At 54.8% G+C, this 19,873-nt stretch carries 11 protein-coding genes; 8 read left to right on the plus strand and 3 right to left on the minus strand.

Translation table 11 applies throughout. The features are described 5' to 3' along the window. Positions 1–84: 84 nt before the first annotated feature. The 8 genes from cmoM (at position 85) to GM298_RS04940 (ending at position 15,225) form a co-directional block, all read left to right on the plus strand. Positions 85–864 (plus strand): tRNA uridine 5-oxyacetic acid(34) methyltransferase CmoM, encoded by a 780-nt coding sequence (gene cmoM / locus GM298_RS04905; RefSeq protein WP_025756002.1) that lies wholly within the window; start codon positions 85–87, stop codon positions 862–864. A gap of 3 nt (positions 865–867) precedes the next feature. Next, entirely contained in the window at positions 868–2,190 is a 1,323-nt protein-coding gene (gene mukF / locus GM298_RS04910; protein ID WP_025756001.1) for a chromosome partition protein MukF, read from the plus strand. Then, on the plus strand, positions 2,171–2,875 hold the full coding sequence (gene mukE / locus GM298_RS04915; RefSeq protein ID WP_008499954.1) for a chromosome partition protein MukE: 705 nt from the start codon (positions 2,171–2,173) through the stop codon (positions 2,873–2,875). The genes mukF and mukE overlap by 20 nt, the downstream gene beginning before the upstream one ends. Beyond that, positions 2,875–7,323: a chromosome partition protein MukB gene (gene mukB / locus GM298_RS04920; protein WP_266153708.1), complete on the plus strand. Its 4,449-nt coding sequence runs from the start codon at positions 2,875–2,877 to the stop codon at positions 7,321–7,323. The genes mukE and mukB overlap by 1 nt, the downstream gene beginning before the upstream one ends. 487 nt (positions 7,324–7,810) lie before the next feature. Continuing rightward, positions 7,811–11,839, plus strand: coding sequence for an Ig-like domain-containing protein (locus GM298_RS04925; protein WP_266153709.1), 4,029 nt, complete (start codon positions 7,811–7,813; stop codon positions 11,837–11,839). A gap of 177 nt (positions 11,840–12,016) precedes the next feature. Beyond that, positions 12,017–13,831, plus strand: a complete 1,815-nt coding sequence (gene ldtD, locus GM298_RS04930; RefSeq protein ID WP_266153710.1) for a L,D-transpeptidase — start codon at positions 12,017–12,019, stop codon at positions 13,829–13,831. 174 nt (positions 13,832–14,005) lie between these two features. Beyond that, on the plus strand, positions 14,006–14,557 hold the full coding sequence (locus GM298_RS04935) for a YcbK family protein (protein WP_025755997.1): 552 nt from the start codon (positions 14,006–14,008) through the stop codon (positions 14,555–14,557). A 20-nt stretch (positions 14,558–14,577) separates the two neighbouring features. Next, complete coding sequence (locus GM298_RS04940) at positions 14,578–15,225, plus strand: MBL fold metallo-hydrolase (protein WP_025755996.1); 648 nt, start codon at positions 14,578–14,580, stop codon at positions 15,223–15,225. 49 nt (positions 15,226–15,274) lie between these two features. Here the strand turns inward: GM298_RS04940 and GM298_RS04945 are convergent, their stop codons facing one another. From GM298_RS04945 to asnS, 3 genes are all read right to left on the minus strand, one after another. Beyond that, the gene (locus GM298_RS04945) at positions 15,275–16,465 is read right to left on the minus strand and encodes an amino acid aminotransferase (RefSeq protein WP_262747327.1); all 1,191 of its coding nucleotides are present in this window, start codon (positions 16,463–16,465) and stop codon (positions 15,275–15,277) included. 184 nt (positions 16,466–16,649) lie between these two features. Next, positions 16,650–17,738, minus strand: coding sequence for a porin (locus GM298_RS04950; RefSeq protein ID WP_047958165.1), 1,089 nt, complete (start codon positions 17,736–17,738; stop codon positions 16,650–16,652). A 605-nt stretch (positions 17,739–18,343) separates the two neighbouring features. Next, complete coding sequence (gene asnS / locus GM298_RS04955; RefSeq protein ID WP_025755994.1) at positions 18,344–19,744, minus strand: asparagine--tRNA ligase; 1,401 nt, start codon at positions 19,742–19,744, stop codon at positions 18,344–18,346. Between the last annotated feature and the right edge of the window lie 129 nt (positions 19,745–19,873).

A 19,873-nucleotide genomic window follows, 5' to 3' on the forward strand; every position in this document is an offset into this window, starting at 1 on the left:
CCGTGATATTACACCAGAGAGGTTCATTCTCCGCGCGGGTGTGACAAAATAGCGGTTTTGCAGTTAGCGAGTGGAACTCTCCCAATGCGGGATCGCAATTTTGATGACATCGCGGAAAAGTTTTCGCGCAACATTTATGGCACCACTAAAGGGCAGCTCCGGCAGACGATCCTCTGGCAGGATCTGGACACGATTCTGGCCACCTTCGGGGGGCAAACGTTGCGCGTGCTGGACGCCGGAGGCGGTGAAGGACAGACGGCCATAAAAATGGCGGAACGCGGTCATCACGTCACGCTTTGCGATCTTTCTGCTGAAATGGTCGCCCGTGCGACGCGTGCAGCGGAAGAGAAAGGTGTGAGCGACAACATGCATTTTATACAATGCGCCGCTCAGGACATTGCACAGCATTTGGAAACCCAGGTTGATCTGATATTGTTTCATGCGGTGCTGGAGTGGGTGGCCGATCCGCAAAGCGTGTTACAAACCCTGTGGTCGATGTTGCGCCCGGGCGGCACGCTGTCGCTGATGTTCTACAATGCTAACGGCTTCCTGATGCACAACATGGTTGCGGGTAACTTCGACTATGTTCAGGTCGGGATGCCTAAAAAGAAAAAGCGCACGCTTTCCCCGGACTATCCGCGCGATCCGCAGCAGGTTTATGGCTGGCTGGAAGCGATCGGCTGGAAGATAACCGGGAAGACGGGCGTCAGGGTGTTTCATGATTATCTGCGTGAAAAACACAAACAGCGTGACTGTTTTGACACCTTAACAGAATTAGAAACGCGGTATTGCCGTCAGGAGCCTTTTGTCAGCCTTGGCCGCTATATTCACGTCACCGCGCACAAGCCGCAGATGCAAGGATAACCTATGAGTGAATTTTCCCAGACAGTCCCCGAACTGGTTGCCTGGGCCAGGAAAAACGATTTCTCCATCTCGCTGCCGGTAGACAGACTCTCTTTCCTGCTGGCGGTGGCCACGCTGAACGGCGAACGGCTGGACGGGGAAATGAGCGAGGGTGAACTGGTGGACGCGTTCCGCCATGTCAGTGATGCGTTTGAGCAAACCAGCGAAACCATTAGCGTGCGTGCCAACAACGCAATCAACGATATGGTGCGTCAACGTCTGCTGAACCGCTTTACCAGCGAGCAGGCGGAAGGAAACGCCATCTATCGCCTGACGCCACTGGGCATCGGCATTACCGATTACTACATCCGCCAGCGCGAATTTTCCACGCTGCGTCTCTCGATGCAGCTCTCGATTGTGGCGGGTGAGCTTAAGCGTGCCGCCGATGCTGCGGATGAAAACGGTGATGAGTTCCACTGGCACCGTAACGTCTACGCCCCGCTGAAATACTCGGTGGCGGAAATTTTCGACAGTATCGATCTGACCCAGCGTCTGATGGACGAACAGCAGCAGCAGGTGAAAGATGATATCGCGCAACTGCTGAATAAAGACTGGCGTGCGGCTATCTCCAGCTGTGAACTGTTGCTCTCAGAAACCTCCGGCACGCTGCGCGAACTGCAGGATACGCTGGAGGCGGCGGGGGACAAGCTGCAGGCGAACCTGCTGCGCATTCAGGATGCGACCCTGGCGCATGACGATCTGCATTTTATCGACCGTCTGGTCTTTGATTTGCAGAGCAAGCTCGATCGCATTATCAGCTGGGGTCAGCAGTCGATCGACCTGTGGATCGGCTACGATCGCCACGTGCATAAATTTATCCGTACCGCGATCGATATGGATAAAAACCGCGTCTTTGCTCAGCGTCTGCGCCAGTCGGTACAGACCTATTTCGATGCGCCATGGGCGCTGACCTACGCCAACGCCGATCGTCTGCTGGATATGCGCGACGAAGAGATGGCGCTGCGCGATGAAGAGGTGACCGGTGAACTGCCACCGGATCTGGAATATGAAGAATTTAACGAAATTCGCGAGCAACTTGCGGCCATGATCGAAGAACAGCTCGCTGTCTACAAAACCAGACAAGTGCCGCTGGATCTTGGTCTCGTGGTGCGCGACTATCTGGCGCAATATCCTCGCGCGCGCCACTTCGACATTGCCCGCATTGTGGTAGACCAGGCGGTACGCCTGGGCATCGCGCAGGCAGATTTCACCGGACTGCCGCCGAAGTGGCAGCCAATTAACGATTACGGAGCCAAGGTACAGGCGCATGTCATTGACAAATATTGAACAAGTGATGCCAGTTAAGCTGGCACAGGCGCTGGCGAATCCGTTATTTCCGGCGCTGGACAGCCAGCTGCGTGCCGGTCGTCACATTGGCCTCGACGAGCTGGATAATCACGCCTTTTTGATGGACTTCCAGGAGTACCTGGAAGAGTTTTACGCACGCTACAACGTGGAGCTTATCCGCGCGCCGGAAGGGTTTTTCTACCTGCGCCCACGCTCCACGACGCTGATTCCGCGTTCCGTACTCTCCGAGCTGGATATGATGGTCGGCAAAATTCTGTGCTACCTCTATCTCAGCCCTGAGCGTCTGGCCAATGAAGGCATCTTCACCCAGCAGGAGCTTTACGATGAGCTGTTAACGCTGGCAGATGAGAGCAAGCTGCTTAAGCTGGTCAATAACCGTTCAACGGGGTCGGATCTCGATCGTCAGAAATTACAGGAAAAAGTCCGCTCTTCCCTGAACCGTCTGCGCCGTCTGGGGATGGTCTGGTTTATGGGCCACGACAGCAGCAAATTCCGCATTACGGAATCTGTCTTCCGCTTCGGCGCCGACGTGCGTGCGGGTGACGACGCGCGTGAAGCGCAGCTTCGCATGATCCGCGACGGTGAAGCGATGCCGGTGGAAAACCATTTGCAGCTCAATGATGAGCATGAAGAGAATCTGCCGGATAGCGGGGAGGAAGAGTAATGATTGAACGCGGTAAATTTCGCTCACTGACGCTGATTAACTGGAACGGTTTCTTTGCCCGAACGTTCGATCTGGACGAGCTGGTGACCACCCTCTCCGGCGGTAACGGCGCGGGGAAATCCACCACCATGGCGGCGTTTGTCACGGCGTTGATCCCTGACCTGACGCTGCTCCACTTCCGTAACACCACCGAAGCGGGGGCGACAAGCGGCTCCCGCGATAAAGGCCTCCACGGTAAGTTGAAGGCCGGTGTCTGTTATTCGGTGCTGGACGTCATTAACTCCCGTCATCAGCGTGTGGTGGTGGGCGTGCGACTGCAGCAGGTGGCCGGGCGCGACCGTAAAGTCGATATTAAACCGTTCGCCATTCAGGGACTGCCAACCTCAATGCAGCCGACGGCGTTGCTGACGGAAACCCTGAACGAACGCCAGGCGCGCGTACTGACGCTGCAGGAGCTGAAAGATAAGCTTGAGACTATCGAAGGCGTGCAGTTCAAGCAGTTCAACTCGATTACCGACTACCACTCCCTGATGTTCGATCTGGGCGTGGTGGCGCGTCGTCTGCGCACGGCATCTGACCGTAGCAAATACTACCGTCTGATCGAAGCGTCCCTGTACGGCGGGATCTCCAGCGCCATTACCCGCTCCCTGCGCGACTACCTGTTGCCGGAAAACAGTGGGGTGCGGAAGGCGTTCCAGGATATGGAAGCGGCGCTGCGTGAAAACCGCATGACGCTGGAAGCCATTCGCGTTACCCAGTCTGACCGCGATCTGTTTAAACACCTGATCAGCGAGGCCACCAACTACGTGGCGGCGGACTACATGCGTCACGCCAACGAGCGCCGGGTGCATCTCGATCAGGCATTAGAGTATCGTCGTGAGCTCTTTACCTCCCGTAAACAGCTGGTGGCCGAGCAGTATAAGCACGTTGAAATGGCGCGTGAACTGGGCGAACACAACGGTGCTGAGGGCGATCTGGAAGCCGATTATCAGGCTGCCAGCGATCATCTGAACCTGGTGCAAACCGCACTGCGTCAGCAGGAAAAAATCGAGCGCTATGAAGCGGATCTCGATGAACTGCAAATTCGTCTCGAAGAGCAAAATGAAGTGGTGGCCGAAGCCGCCGAGATGCAGGAAGAGAACGAAGCCCGCGCCGAAGCCGCCGAGCTGGAAGTGGATGAGCTGAAAAGCCAGCTTGCCGATTACCAGCAGGCGCTGGACGTGCAGCAGACGCGTGCGATTCAGTACACCCAGGCCCTGCAGGCGTTACAGCGTGCAAAAGAGCTGTGCCATCTGCCCGACTTAACGCCGGACAGCGCCGACGAATGGCTGGAAACCTTCCAGGCAAAGGAGCAGGAAGCAACGGAAAAACTGTTCTCCCTCGAACAGAAAATGAGCGTCGCGCAAACGGCGCACAGCCAGTTTGAGCAGGCTTATCAGCTGGTGGTAGCGATTAACGGTCCACTGGCCCGTAACGAAGCGTGGGACGTTGCCCGCGAGCTGCTGCGCGATGGCGTGAACCAGCGCCATCTGGCCGAGCAGGTTCAGCCGCTGCGTATGCGTCTTAACGAGCTGGAGCAGCGCCTGCGCGAGCAGCAGGAAGCCGAGCGTCTGCTGGCGGAGTTCTGCAAGCGGCAGGGAAAAAATTACGATTTCGACGAGCTTGAAGCCCTGCATCAGGAGCTGGAAGCCCGTATTGCCGCGCTCTCCGATTCCGTATCCAGCGCCAGCGAACAGCGCATGACCCTGCGCCAGGAGCTGGAGCAGCTTCAGTCCCGCTCGCAAGCGCTGCTGCAGCGTGCACCGGTCTGGCTGGCGGCCCAGAGCAGCCTTAACCAGCTGAGTGAGCAGTGTGGCGAGCAGTTCGAATCCAGCCAGGAAGTCACTGAATATCTGCAGCAGTTGCTGGAGCGCGAGCGCGAGGCGATTGTTGAGCGTGATGAAGTGGGCGCGCGCAAGCGTGACGTCGACGAAGAAATTGAGCGCTTAAGCCAGCCGGGCGGTGCGGAAGACCCGCGTCTCAATGCCCTGGCGGAGCGTTTTGGCGGCGTGCTGCTGTCTGAAATTTATGACGATGTCGGTCTGGATGATGCGCCGTACTTCTCGGCGCTGTATGGCCCGTCGCGTAACGCGATTGTGGTTCCGGATCTGTCGCTGATTTCTGAGCAGCTTGCCGGTCTGGAAGATTGCCCGGAAGATCTCTACCTGATTGAAGGGGATCCGCAGTCATTTGATGACAGCGTATTCAGCGTCGATGAGCTGGAAAAAGCGGTGGTGGTGAAAATCGCCGATCGCCAGTGGCGTTATTCCCGCTTCCCCGAACTGCCGCTGTTTGGCCGCGCCGCGCGTGAAAGCCGCATTGAAAGCCTGCACGCCGAACGTGAAACGCTGTCTGAACGTTTTGCGACCCTGTCGTTTGACGTCCAGAAAACCCAGCGTCTGCACCAGGCGTTCAGCCGCTTTATCGGTAGCCATCTGGCCGTGGCCTTTGAAGCTGACCCGGAAGCGGAAATTCGCAAGCTCAACACCCGCCGTGGTGAGCTGGAGCGTGCGATTGCCGCGCACGAAAGTGATAACCAGCAGAGCCGCGTCCAGTTCGAGCAGGCGAAAGAGGGCGTTGCGGCCCTTAACCGTATCCTGCCGCGCCTGAATCTGCTGGCCGATGACACGCTGGCTGACCGTGTGGATGAGATCCAGGAACGTCTGGATGAAGCGCAGGAAGCCGCCCGCTTTGTGCAGCAGCACGGTAACCAGCTGGCGAAGCTGGAGCCCGTCGTGTCTGTGCTGCAGAGCGACCCGGAACAGTTCGAGCAGTTAAAAGAAGATTATGCCTGGTCGCAGCAGGTGCAGCGAGAAGCGCGCCAGCAGGCGTTTGCCCTGACGGAAGTGGTGCAGCGCCGTGCCCACTTCGGCTACTCCGACTCGGCCGAAATGCTGAGCGGTAACAGCGATCTGAACGAAAAATTGCGTCAGCGCCTTGAGCAGGCTGAAGCGGAACGTACCCGCGCCCGTGAAGCGATGCGCAGCCACTCCGCTCAGCTGAACCAGTACAACCAGGTGCTGGCTTCACTGAAAAGCTCCTTCGATACCAAGAAAGAGCTGCTCAACGATCTGCACAAAGAGCTTCAGGACATCGGCGTGCGTGCTGATAGCGGGGCAGAAGAGCGGGCGCGCATTCGTCGTGACGAATTGCATGCCCAGCTCAGTAATAACCGCGCACGTCGCAATCAGCTGGAAAAAGCGCTGACCTTCTGTGAAGCGGAAATGGATAACCTGACCCGTCGCCTGCGCAAGCTGGAGCGTGACTACCATGAAATGCGTGAGCAGGTCGTGAGCGCGAAGGCGGGCTGGTGCGCGGTCATGAGGATGGTGAAAGACAATAACGTTGAGCGCCGTCTGCACCGCCGTGAACTGGCTTACCTCTCTGCCGATGAGTTGCGTTCCATGTCGGATAAGGCGCTGGGTGCGCTGCGTCTGGCGGTGGCGGATAACGAGCATCTGCGCGATGTTCTGCGGATGTCAGAGGATCCGAAACGTCCGGAACGTAAAATTCAGTTCTTCGTGGCGGTTTACCAGCACCTGCGCGAGCGTATTCGTCAGGACATTATCCGTACCGACGATCCGGTTGAAGCCATCGAGCAGATGGAGATCGAACTGGGACGCCTGACGGAAGAGCTGACCTCCCGTGAGCAGAAGCTGGCGATCAGCTCCCGCAGCGTGGCAAATATCATCCGCAAAACCATTCAGCGCGAGCAGAACCGTATTCGCCAGCTGAACCAGGGGCTGCAGAGCGTGTCGTTTGGTCAGGTGAACAGCGTGCGCCTCAACGTCAACGTGCGTGAAGCCCACGCGACGCTGCTGGAAGTGCTGTCTGAGCAGCATGAGCAGCATCAGGACCTGTTCAACAGCAACCGTCTGACCTTCTCTGAAGCACTGGCGAAGCTGTATCAGCGCCTGAACCCGCAGATTGATATGGGGCAGCGTACGCCACAAACCATCGGTGAAGAGCTGCTGGATTACCGTAACTACCTGGAGATGGAAGTTGAGGTAAACCGTGGCTCCGACGGCTGGTTGCGTGCGGAATCCGGGGCGCTCTCGACCGGTGAAGCAATTGGTACCGGGATGTCGATTCTGGTGATGGTTGTACAGAGCTGGGAAGATGAAGCGCGTCGTCTGCGCGGGAAAGACATCTCCCCATGCCGACTGCTGTTCCTGGATGAAGCGGCGCGTCTTGATGCCCGATCCATCGCCACGCTGTTTGAGCTTTGCGAACGTCTCGATATGCAGCTCATCATTGCGGCACCGGAAAACATCAGCCCGGAAAAAGGGACCACCTATAAACTGGTGCGTAAGGTGTTCCAGAACAGTGAGCACGTACACGTTGTCGGGTTGCGCGGTTTTGCGCCGCAGCCGCCGGAATCATTGCCTGGTACGGCTGACGCATCGTAATCAATACGTTCTCTTTTAACGCAACCTTTCGGGGTTGCGTTTTTTATTTAAATGTACTGAAAATTAAAATAAGAAAAAATAAGCCCAGTAAAAAATGAGTTTATTGTTTATTTGTATTCATGCTATCTATTTATATTAATGTCTTAAAGCAATTTTAAACGGAAGCGGCATGCAGATATTTCGTCCATGAATTAAAGACGTATTTTATTGTTTTGGGTTACGCCCTGAGTTGATTGAATGAGGCGTTAATGGAACGGTAAGATTCGGGATTAATATGGACTATATAATTCATGGACCCCGTTATATGCAACCCAACGTCAGGAAAGTACTTGCCTGCATACAGATTGTACTGCAGTTACTCCCGCCCTCCTCATTGTTTTATCTCTCTCCGGTCTTTAATGCCAGCGCCCAGGAAACACGTTCCTCCCCTGAAAAAGAAACGGAAAAAAATTCAGCGCAACGAGCAGACAATATCGCGCAGGCTGCAGTGCAGGCTGGTTCTCTGCTCAGTAGTGACAACGCCTCTTACGCGCTGGGCAACACAGTGGTCAACGCCGCTACCGGCAAAGCGGCCTCCAGCGTGCAGGCGTGGTTGAGCCAGTTTGGTACCGCCCGGGTGAATATCAGTACTGACGAACATTTCACGCTTAATGATTCCGAACTGGATTTACTGGTTCCGATATATAACGAAAAAGAAAATCTGCTTTTCACCCAACTGGGTGGTCGTCGTCACGATGACCGTAATAGTATCAATGGCGGTTTTGGCTATCGCCATTTTAACGAGGAATGGATGTGGGGAACCAATATTTTCTACGACCGGCAGGTTTCCGGTAATCAGCATCAGCGTCTTGGTGTTGGTACCGAACTGGGATGGGATTACCTGAAACTGTCCGCGAACGGTTATTTCCGTCTGAGCGACTGGATCTCCTCTTCCCGCTATGACGATTACGACGAGCGTGCTGCAAACGGATTTGATATTCGTGCCACCGGTTATTTACCGGCATATCCGCAGTTGGGTGCGAATATTATGTACGAACAATATTTTGGTCACAGCGTCGGGCTGTCTGGCGATGACGAAGACGACAGACAAAAAGATCCGTATGCCGTCACGCTTGGCGTGAACTACACCCCGGTACCGCTGGTGACGATGGGGCTTAACCAGAAGATGGGCAAGAGCGGTGAAAATGACACCCAGGTGAATCTGGCCCTGACCTGGACACCGGGTGTGCCCCTGAGTGCTCAGCTCGACCCGTCGCAGGTGGCGCTGCGCCGCACCTTGCAGGGGGGCCGAATGGATCTGGTCGATCGCAACAACAACATCGTGCTGGAGTACCGCAAGCAGGAGCTGATTTCCCTCTCACTGCCAGCGAAACTGGAAGGGGCGGAGCAGTCAAAGCAGGCCATGACGGTAAAAGTGAAAGCGAAGCACGGTCTCGACCGCATTGAATGGCAGGGTGACAGCTTCTTCAGCCACGGCGGGAAAATCACAGCGGGCAGCAGCCCGGAACAGGTTGTCATGACGCTGCCAGCCTGGCAGGGCAGTGGCAGTAACAGCTACACCCTGAGCGCCACTGCGTGGGATAAAAAGGGCAATGCCTCGTCGCCGGAGAAGATGAGCGTCACGGTGAACGGCATTGATATCAGTACGTTGCAGTCCACAACGACCATTTCGCCGGTGAAGGTGCCGGCAGACGGGAAAAGCCCTGCCGTGGTGAGCGTAACGCTTAAAACCAGCGCGGGAGAAGCTGCAACGGGCCTGGCTTCACGGCTGACGGCCACGCTGACCTCAACGGTCACCGCTGCCGCGAAAGCCGTGGAGGCAACGACCGGGAAGGCGCCGACGATAGGGACCTTTACGGAATCCGGCAGAGGCATTTATTCGGCCACACTGGCCAGCGGCACTACGCCGGACACCCTGACCATTCAACCGCTAATTGATGGCGCCATAACACTGGCCACCGCGAATCTGATTGAAGAGGCGACGGTCGTTTTACCGCAGCTGGCAACGCTCGAAACCTCCGCAAACAGCGCGCTGGCGAGCGGCAACGCGCCCATCACCCTGACGGCACACGTGACAGATCAGTACGGCAAGGTGCTGAAAGACGCCGTGGTGAACTGGTCTGCCGACAGTGCTCAGGCGGTACTGTCTGCTTCTCAGACCAGCACAGATGAGACCGGCGCCGCGCAAATCCAGGTGTCCAGTAAGGATGTCATCACCACGGTGGTGACGGCGCAATTACAGGGCGGCAATGCCCTCAGTTCATCATCAATGACGTTCACCGCTGATATGTCCTCGGCAAAAGTGGTGGCGGTTGACAGTGAAAAAGACAGGGTAGTGGCGAATAATGCTGACACGAACACGGTAACGGCACAGGTCACGGATGGCTACAGCCACCCGCTCTCCGGCGTGACGGTGAACTGGACGGTGCAGAAAATGGACGATACCCCGGTTACCACAAAAACATCGACCACTGACAGCAGCGGTAATGCGGTGTTGTCCCTGACATCGCCAAAAACCGGCACCATTACGGTGAATGCAGAAGTCAACGGGACCACTCAGGAAACGAACCCGATCACCTTTGTGGCGGATATCCACTCGGCCGTGATCAGCCAGATTATCCCTGATAAAAAGCAGGCGCTGGCAAACGGCACGGACAGCATCACCTATCAAGCCACGGTGAGAGATGCGAAAGGGAATGCGATCGCGGGCGCGACGGTGAACTGGTCGGCGGATAACCGCGAGGTGAAGCTCAGTGCCGCACAGACCCTCAGCGCCTCAGACGGCACGTCGCAGATTACGATAACCTCCGTTAAGGCGGGCGATGTGGTGGTAACGGCACAGACCAGCGAGGCGACGCCGAAGGCGGCGGATAAGGTGACCTTCATGGCGGACGCTGCGACAGCGCAGGTCACCTCCATGACCCGCGATAAACCTTCTGCACTGGCCAACGGTTCGGATGCCATTATCGTCAGCGCTACGGTTACCGATAAAAACGGTAACCTGCTGGCCGATTCGGATGTGAACTGGCAGGTGTCACCCGCCACAGGGAAATTGTCGGTCAATCGCAGTAAAACGGATGCCCGCGGCGTAGCGCAGGTTCAACTCACTTCAGAGGAGGTGGCGAAATATACCGTGATAGCGGATTCTAACGGGACCACTCAGTCACTTGCCGATCTGAGCTTTACGGCGGACAGCGGCACGGCGCAGGTTACAGACCTGACGGCAGACAAACTGACGGATATTGTTGCCGGGAAAGATACCGTGACGCTGACGGCGCAGGTCAGAGATGCGCACAACCATCCGGTGGCCGGCGCGACGGTGAACTGGAGCAGCAGTGAATCCAGCAGCAACTTTAGCGCCAACTCGTCGGTGACGGATACGCTGGGTCAGGCAGTTGTCACCTTTACCACCCTGAAGGCGGGCAGTATCGACGTAACGGCCACCACTGGAACCAGTCATAAGGAGCAGACGCTGCAGGTCATGGGTAACCAGGCGACGGCGAAGGTCACCGACATCCAGGCAGATAAAACGCAGGCGGTGGCTGACGGTGCCGATGCGATCGTCTGGACAGCCACGGTGACGGATGCGAACGATAATGTACTGACGGGGGCCCCCCTGAACTGGAGCAGCTCTCAGGACGGCGTGACGCTTGCGCCAGCCAGCAGCAATACGGATGTAAATGGCACGGCGACCACTGCGGGAACCTCAGTGAAAGCGGGCACGGTGAAGGTGACGGCAACGCCCGCGATGAATCCCGGCGGTAAGAAAACCGACGGTGCGGTGACATTTATCGGGGATGTTAAAACAGCAGCGCTGGTCTCTCTGACGCCGTCTTCCACCCGTGTGATGATAAACGGGACTGGGGTTACCTATACCGCAGTAGTAAATGATGCTAACGGTAACCCGGTACAGGGGGGAATTGTCACCTGGACAACCACTATGAATACATTGTCTGCAACGGAAAGCACGACTGACAGTTCCGGTAAAACAAGCATCACCCTGAAAGGCGGAACCCGGGGGGCGGTGACGGTAACGGCTACGGCAGGCGCTACCACGCTGAAAGACAGCAGTGTGACTTTCTTTGATGTTGTCTCTTATGACTGGAATATCACAGGGGCATCAGGACGCTATAAAGGTGACGTTATTACGGATTATATCTCGGTCGGATTTATTGCCACAGGTGATACGGATGGCCCAACATCTTTATATGTAAGCGGACGTTCAAATCAGCCAGCCACGACCTTGACCGTGCCGATGAGAGATGAGAACGGTGTAGTTTATCGTGTGGTATTTAAAGGTGTCAGACAGACAGAGGGATGTGTCACTGTTCCGTTTAACAACGCAGTTGTCTGCGAAACTTCACGTAATAAACCGCAACTGGATTATTACGCAAGCGACAATCCGTCGTTACCTGAGGGGAGTTATCAGGGCGTGATAACGTTTGAGGGGCAGGACTACAATACCCGGACCCGGCTATTAAGTTATCACATCAATACTCTCTTAACCGTAGAGTAATGTCTTCCCCCGCAGCTTTCCTGCTGCGGGGGTTTTCTCTTATCACTTAACTTCTTTCTTCCGCTGCGTTATCTTTAAGCTTCTTTACATAAGGTAAGGCAACACTGTTTAAGCCTTTCTATAATGAAGAAAAGCCCCAGAGTGATGGGCATGTCGTGAGAAAACAGGGGGCAAGGGATGTTGCTAAAGAATAAATGTGGTCGTCAGCTGTCAGCACTCGGTTTGTGCCTGACAGTGATGTTTGCTCCACTGTTAACCGCTCAGGCCGATGAGCCTGAAATCGTGCCGACTGACAGCTCCGCCACGACCGGCGCACAGCCGACGTCGCTGTCGCAACCGCTGGATCAATCTCCGGCGACGGCTATTATGGCCGGCATCAGACCGTTACCGGAAGGTATCGACGCAGCGTCTCTTAGTCAGCAACTGCGCTCAGGGCTTCCTGCCGGATATACACCCGCCTATATTAACCAGCTTACGCTGCTGTATGCTGCGCGCGATATGAAACCCATGTGGGAAAACCGGGATGCCGTGCGCGCCTTCCAGCAACAGCTGGCGGAAGTGGCGATAGCAGGTTTCCAGCCTCAGTTTACGCAGTGGGTGGAACTGTTAACCGACCCGGCGGTTACCGGTCAGGCACGGGATGTGGTGTTGTCTGACGCCATGATGGGCTACCTGCAGTTTGTGGCAGGTATTCCGGTCAACGGCAACCGCTGGTTGTACAGTGATAAGCCTTATAAGCTGGCGACGCCAGCCCTGTCAGTGATTAATCAGTGGCAACTGGCCCTGGACAACGGCCAGTTGCCGCAGTTTATTGCCAGCCTCGCGCCGGCGCATCCGCAATATGCCACGATGCATCAGTCGCTGCTTACGCTGGTGGCGGATTCTCGCCCGTGGCCGCAAATGCGCGGTACCGCGACGCTGCGTCCGGGACAATGGAGCAGCGATGTTCCCGCCCTGCGTGAAATTCTGAAACGCTCCGGCCTGCTGGAAAGCGGACCGAAGATAGCCCTTCCAGGCGATGAGGCGCAAGACGCGGTGGTTAGCCCGTCAGCCTCCGTAAAAGAGAAGACGTTGAGTGATAAGCCCGCGGCTTACGTTCGGGAACTGGTTGCGGCAGTTAAACAATTCCAGGCGGCTCAGGGGCTGGGCGCGGATGGCGTAATCGGCAAATCAACGCGTGACTGGCTGAACGTTTCACCTGCGCAACGCGCCGGGGTGCTGGCGCTGAATATCCAGCGGTTGCGCTTGCTGCCGGGCACGCTCTCCACCGGGATAATGGTTAACATTCCGGCGTATTCGCTGGTCTATTACCAGAACGGAAGCGAAGTATTGGCGTCGCGCGTCATTGTCGGGCGGCCGGATCGCAAAACACCGCTGATGAGCAGCGCGCTGAATAACGTGGTGGTCAACCCGCCGTGGAATGTGCCGCCGACGCTGGCGCGTAAAGACATTCTGCCGAAGGTGTGGAACGATCCGGGTTATCTGGAACGTCATGGCTATACGGTGATGCGCGGCTGGAACAGCAAAGAAGCGATTGATCCTTATATGGTCGACTGGTCGACGATCACGCCGGCGAATCTGCCGTTCCGTTTCCAGCAGGCTCCCGGGGCGCATAACTCGCTGGGGCGCTACAAATTCAATATGCCGAGTTCAGAAGCGATCTATCTGCATGATACTCCGAATCACAACCTGTTCCAGAAAGAGACTCGTGCGCTAAGTTCTGGCTGTGTACGCGTGAACAAAGCCTCGGAGCTGGCCAACATGCTGCTGCAGGATGCGGGCTGGAACGACACCCGTATTTCGGATGCCCTGAAACAGGGGGATACGCGTTACGTGAATATCCGACACAATATTCCGGTCAATCTCTACTACCTGACGGCGTTTGTTGGTGAAGACGGGCGTACCCAGTACCGTACAGATATTTACAATTATGATCTCACCGCGCGATCCGGTGCACAAATTTTGCCAAAAGCGGAACAATTAATCAGGTAAATGAAGCAGTTCGGGAAAAATGATTGTCGTAAGTTATGATGAACACGGGGCGATATCGCTGTAAGCCGCGTGTTCACTGGGGTTGGGCGCCTTGACGTACCCGGTTTTGCCAGTTATGGTGCCCTTCGTGCGCTAAGCATATTACGATTTCTTTGACCTGTAGATCTGATTATCATGGACAAATTTGACGCTAATCGCCGCAAACTGCTGGCGTTAGGTGGTGTTGCGCTTGGCGCAGCGGCCATCTTGCCGACGCCAGCATTTGCCACCCTCTCGACACCTCGTCCGCGAGTTTTAACGCTCAACAATCTTCACACCGGTGAGTCGCTAAAAGCGGAGTTCTTCGATGGCAGAGGCTATATTCAGGATGAATTAGCAAGACTTAACCATTTTTTCCGTGATTTCCGCGCGAATAAAGTAAAAGCCATCGATCCAGGACTGTTTGACCAGCTTTTCCGCCTTCAGGGCCTGCTGGGTACCAGCAAGCCGGTGCAGCTTATTTCGGGTTATCGTTCCATTGATACCAATAATGAGCTGCGCGCCCACAGTCGCGGGGTAGCGAAAAAAAGCTACCACACGAAGGGACAGGCAATGGATTTCCATATTGAGGGCGTTTCGTTAGCCAATATTCGCAAAGCTGCGTTATCTATGCGCGCAGGTGGTGTAGGATATTACCCCAGCAGCAACTTTGTGCATATTGATACCGGTCCGGTCCGGCACTGGTAATAACGAAACACAGGAGCAGTATGAACTATCGTATTATTCCGGTTACCGCGTTCTCCCAGAATTGTTCACTTATCTGGTGCGAACAAACTAAACTGGCCGCGCTTGTCGATCCCGGCGGCGACGCTGAGAAAATCAAGCAGGAAGTCGCCGACAGCGGTGTGACGCTGATGCAAATTTTGCTGACGCATGGTCACCTTGATCATGTTGGCGCAGCGGCGGAGCTGGCACAACATTATGGTGTGCCGGTGATTGGTCCGGAAAAAGAAGATGAGTTCTGGCTGCAGGGGTTACCTGCCCAAAGCCGCATGTTTGGCCTTGATGAGTGTCAGCCTCTGACGCCCGATCGCTGGCTAAACGAAGGAGAGCGCGTTAACGTAGGGAATGTGACTTTACAGGTGTTGCATTGTCCTGGGCATACGCCAGGCCATATTGTCTTCTTTGATGACCAGTCCCGTCTGCTGATTTCAGGCGACGTGATTTTCAAAGGTGGCGTAGGACGCAGCGATTTTCCGCGCGGCGATCACGGGCAGTTGATTCAGTCGATTAAACAGAAGTTGTTGCCGCTGGGTGATGACGTGACGTTTATCCCTGGACACGGCCCGATGTCGACGCTGGGCTATGAACGGCTCCACAACCCGTTCCTTCAGGATGAAATGCCTGTCTGGTAACCCGAAATAAAAAAAGCCTGCATAACGCAGGCTTTTTTATGGGCGCATTTTACAGTACGGCGACAATCGCTTCGCACAGTGGCGCCATGTTGTCAGGCGTCATACCCGCAACGTTCACGCGGCCAGACGCCACGGCGTACACGCCAAACTCTTCACGCAGACGCAGAACCTGCTCTTTGGTCAGGCCGCTGAAAGAGAACATACCGTTCTGTTTGGTGATAAAGCTGAAGTCGCGGTCAGCACCTTTCTCCGCCAGCGTGTTCACAAACAGCAGACGCATGCGCTGGATACGCTGACGCATATCGTTCAGCTCTTGTTCCCAGATAGCGCGCAGCGCATCGTTGCTCAGAATAGTGGCAACAACAGAGGCACCGTGTGCTGGTGGGTTAGAGTAGTTCGCACGGATAACTGACTTCATCTGGCTGAATGCACGATCGGCAGTCTCTTCGTTCGCCGCAACCAGCGTACAGGCACCTACACGCTCATTATACAGACCGAAGTTCTTGGAGTAGGAGCTTGCGACAATCAGTTCCTTATGGACGGCTGCGAACGCGCGCAGACCTTCTGCGTCTTCTTCCAGACCACGGGCGAAGCCCTGGTAGGCAAAGTCAAACAGCGGCAGCCAGCCTTTCTCAACAGAAAGCTTAGCCAGCTGTTCCCACTGCTCAAGCGTTGGATCGATGCCGGTTGGGTTGTGGCAGCAGCCGTGGAACAGCACCACGTCGCCTGCCTGCGCGTCGCTCAGGCTTGCCAGCAGGCCGTCAAAGTCAAGAGAGTGGTTTGCCGAATCATAGTAAGCATATTCGCGCACTTCGAGACCCGCAGAGTTGAAGACGCTCTTGTGGTTTGGCCAGCTTGGGTTGCTCACCCAGACGCGCTTAACAGAGGTGTTTTTCGCAAGGAAATCCGCCGCCACGCGCAGAGCACCGGTACCGCCAGGGGTCTGTGCTGTACGGGCACGTTTGTCACTTACAATTGCGCTGCCTTTACCGAACAGCAGCTCCTGGGTGCAGCGACCAAATTCAGGGATACCATCAATACCAAGGTAGTTTTTGGTGGTTTCATTTTCCAGCAGATACTGCTCAGCTTTCTTGACGCTGGTCAGTACCGGAGTTTTGCCGGTTTCATCTTTATATACACCAATACCCAGGTTGATTTTGCCAGGGCGGTCGTCGGCACGAAACAGATCGGCCAGGCCCAGAATCGGGTCGGCAGGAGCGGCGGTAATGTTCTCAAACATGACGAAGTTCCATTGTGATTACAGAAGTGAAATCCGCTATCAGGTTAACGGTAGATTTACAAAATGCCAACCGTTTGCGACGAAAAGCGTGCGGCTTTTCAAAAGTCGCTATTATTTTCTGTCGGGCATAAAAAAACAGGGCCGAAGCCCTGTTCATTAAGCATATAACATAGTGGTGTTCTGATTAGAACTGGTAGGTCACAGCCATTGCAACCTGGTCGTCTTTACCGTTCACGATGCCGACGTTACGAGAGTAGTCGGTGTCGTCGATCAGGTTCAGCTGGTAGTCAACATAGATGTTGAAGTTTTTGTTGAAGTAGTAAGTCGCACCCAGTTCAACGAATTTCTGCAGGTCAGCATCGCCGCCAGAGAAGGTGCCACGCTGTGCCAGGTTTTTACCTTTAGACTGAACGTAGGACACGGACGGACGCAGACCGAAGTCGAACTGGTACTGAGCGATCACTTCGAAGTTCTGAGTTTTGTTCGCGAATGAACCGTCAGCTTCACGGGTCATGTTGCGGGTTTCAGCATAGGTGGTCGCCAGGTAGATGTTGTTCGCGTCGTATTTCGCGCCAACTGCCCATGCTTCAGCTTTCTCGCCTTTGCCGTCTGCGCTCTGCGCATTAGTACGGTCAGAGTTGCTGTAAGCACCGATCAGGCCGAAACCTTCGCCGAATTCATAGCCCAGAGAGGTACCGAAGCCGTCACCGTTAGCCGTTCTCACGTCGGTACGCTCGTTTTTACCCTGATACTGCAGGCCCAGGCTCAGACCGTCAACCAGACCGAAGAAGTCAGAGTTGCGGTAGGTCAGCAGACCAGAGTTACGGCCAGTCATGAAGTTATCAGAGTAGTTAGCCCAGGTCATACCAGAGAAGGATGGGGCCATATCGGTATAGGATTCTACATCGTATACGATACCGTAGTTACGGCCGTAATCGATGGAGCCCGCATCACCGGCTTTCAGACCAGCGAACGCCAGACGGGTACGCTGAGTCTGGTTGCTTTCAGCCTGGCTTGCCAGCGCACGGTATTCCCACTGACCGTAACCGGTCAGCTGGTCATTAATTTGAGTTTCGCCTTTGAAACCGATCTGAGCATAGGTTGCGTCGCTGCTGTCAGTGTTGTCACCTGAAGTTACGAAGTCGTGCTCACCAACCACTTTCCCGTACAGATCCAGTTTGTTGCCGTTTTTGTTATAGATTTCTGCAGCGTTAGCTGCACCGGCTACCAGCAGGGCAGGGATTACCACTGCCAGAATATTGCGCTTCATCATTATTTATTACCCTCATTGGTTTTTTTATGACACTCGCCACTGCCGTCAATAAATTCTGTCAATAAATATTTCCGGAACTATTGATGAGAGTTTGGTGTCTTTATGTATCTGACAGGCATCTTTCCATTCACCGAAGCGTTTCGCTAGCCTCAAAGTGCTACAAATATCAAGATTAAGTAACAACAAGAAAATATGTGTAACTAAATATGTATTTTTCGGAACTTTGTGAACCATCTCAAACTTCAGAAGTCACTGGCGAATTAAACAACAGAGCGTTTCCTATATATATGAATTCCTTATGATTAATTTGGATAAAGGCATTTCATATAAACAGACCTTAAACGACTCACTTTTTCTTATGGCGCAGTAAAGACGTCTGGATGGCTTAAAAAGTGGTTGAAATTTGTGCTATTGCTTGAGGATGCATTAATCGCAATAAGAATGGGGTTTATTTTTTGTGGCTGGATATTTCACGGAAACAAAACGTAACAGGTAGTGGTTGTGACGGGGAGAAGGTTTAAAGATGCTGACTTTACGCTGACGAAAACTGACAATTCAGAATAAAATAATGGCCAGCATGAGCTGGCCATTTTCTGTTTTACCGATTAGAAGCTGGCATTACGCGGAGTACGTGGGAACGGAATCACGTCACGAACGTTCTGAACACCGGTCACGTAAGCGATCAGACGCTCGAAGCCCAGACCAAAACCGGCATGCGGTACAGTGCCGTAGCGGCGCAGATCGCGGTACCAGCTGTAGTCTGCAGGGTTGAGACCCATCTCTTCCATGCGCGCGTCCAGCACGTCCAGACGCTCTTCACGCTGCGAACCACCGATAATTTCACCGATGCCCGGCGCCAGCACGTCCATCGCTGCCACGGTTTTACCGTCTTCGTTAAGGCGCATATAGAAAGCCTTAATGTCTTTCGGGTAGTTTTTAACAACAACCGGAGCCTTGAAGTGTTTCTCAGCCAGATAGCGTTCGTGCTCAGACGCCAGGTCAACGCCCCAGTAAACCGGGTTTTCGAACTTCTCACCGCACTTCTCGAGGATTGCCACCGCGTCGGTATAGTCTACCTGTGCAAAATCAGCGGAGACGAAACGCTCCAGACGAGCCACCGCATCGCTGTCTACGCGCTCAGCGAAGAATTTCATGTCGTCCGGACGCTCTTCCAGCACCGCTTTGAAGACATACTTCAGCATCGCTTCTGCCAGACCTGCGACATCGTCCAGGTTAGCGAACGCCACTTCCGGCTCCAGCATCCAGAATTCCGCCAGGTGACGGCTGGTGTTGGAGTTTTCGGCGCGGAAGGTTGGGCCGAAGGTGTAGATTTTGGACAGCGCACAGGCGTAAGTTTCGCCGTTGAGCTGGCCAGAGACCGTCAGGAAGGCTTCTTTACCAAAGAAGTCTTTGTCGTAGTCCACTTTGCCTTCTGGCGTGCGCGGCAGGTTTTCGAGATCCAGCGTAGAGACGCGGAACATTTCACCTGCACCTTCTGTATCAGACGCAGTGATCAGCGGAGTCGAAACCCAGAAGTAACCCTGCTCATCGAAGAAACGATGCAGCGCCTGCGCCAGCGTGTGACGCACGCGGGCCACCGCACCAATCAGGTTAGTGCGCGGACGCAGGTGCGCGACTTCACGCAGGTACTCAATGCTGTGACGTTTTGCCGCCATCGGATAGGTGTCCGGATCTTCAACCCAGCCGGTAACCTCAATGGACGTGGCCTGAATTTCAAAACTCTGGCCCTGACCCGGTGATGCCACCACAACGCCAGTCACAATTACGGAACAACCCGTTGTCAGGCGCAGAACGTCATCATTGTAATTGGGCAGAGAATTATTAATGACGGCCTGTACAGGATCAAAGCAGGAACCGTCATAGACGGCAAGGAAGGAGATGCCAGCTTTAGAATCTCGGCGGGTACGCACCCATCCGCGCACGGTGACTTCGGCGTCAACGGCGACACGGCCCTGGAGTACGTCGGCTACAGGCACAACGCTCATAATATTCTCTCTGTTAATAGTCGGAAAAAATAAACACTTGTCCACCCTTATGGGGGATATCTATGTTACCTGCCATCCGCTATCAGACAAGTAAATTTCGCAGTCAAAAGAGAAGATTTAAGAAATAAA

Origin of the sequence: Enterobacter sp. HSTU-ASh6 (assembly GCF_026319105.1) — a bacterium.
In the GTDB taxonomy this organism is placed as follows: domain Bacteria; phylum Pseudomonadota; class Gammaproteobacteria; order Enterobacterales; family Enterobacteriaceae; genus Enterobacter; species Enterobacter sichuanensis.

Coding starts and splice junctions, on each gene's coding strand:
- cmoM (WP_025756002.1), top strand. CDS start 85: ATGCGGGATCGCAATTTTGATGACATCGCGGAAAAGTTTTCGCGCAAC.
- mukF (WP_025756001.1), top strand. CDS start 868: ATGAGTGAATTTTCCCAGACAGTCCCCGAACTGGTTGCCTGGGCCAGG.
- mukE (WP_008499954.1), top strand. CDS start 2,171: ATGTCATTGACAAATATTGAACAAGTGATGCCAGTTAAGCTGGCACAG.
- mukB (WP_266153708.1), top strand. CDS start 2,875: ATGATTGAACGCGGTAAATTTCGCTCACTGACGCTGATTAACTGGAAC.
- ldtD (WP_266153710.1), top strand. CDS start 12,017: ATGTTGCTAAAGAATAAATGTGGTCGTCAGCTGTCAGCACTCGGTTTG.
- GM298_RS04935 (WP_025755997.1), top strand. CDS start 14,006: ATGGACAAATTTGACGCTAATCGCCGCAAACTGCTGGCGTTAGGTGGT.
- GM298_RS04940 (WP_025755996.1), top strand. CDS start 14,578: ATGAACTATCGTATTATTCCGGTTACCGCGTTCTCCCAGAATTGTTCA.
- GM298_RS04945 (WP_262747327.1), bottom strand. CDS start 16,465: ATGTTTGAGAACATTACCGCCGCTCCTGCCGACCCGATTCTGGGCCTG.
- GM298_RS04950 (WP_047958165.1), bottom strand. CDS start 17,738: ATGATGAAGCGCAATATTCTGGCAGTGGTAATCCCTGCCCTGCTGGTA.
- asnS (WP_025755994.1), bottom strand. CDS start 19,744: ATGAGCGTTGTGCCTGTAGCCGACGTACTCCAGGGCCGTGTCGCCGTT.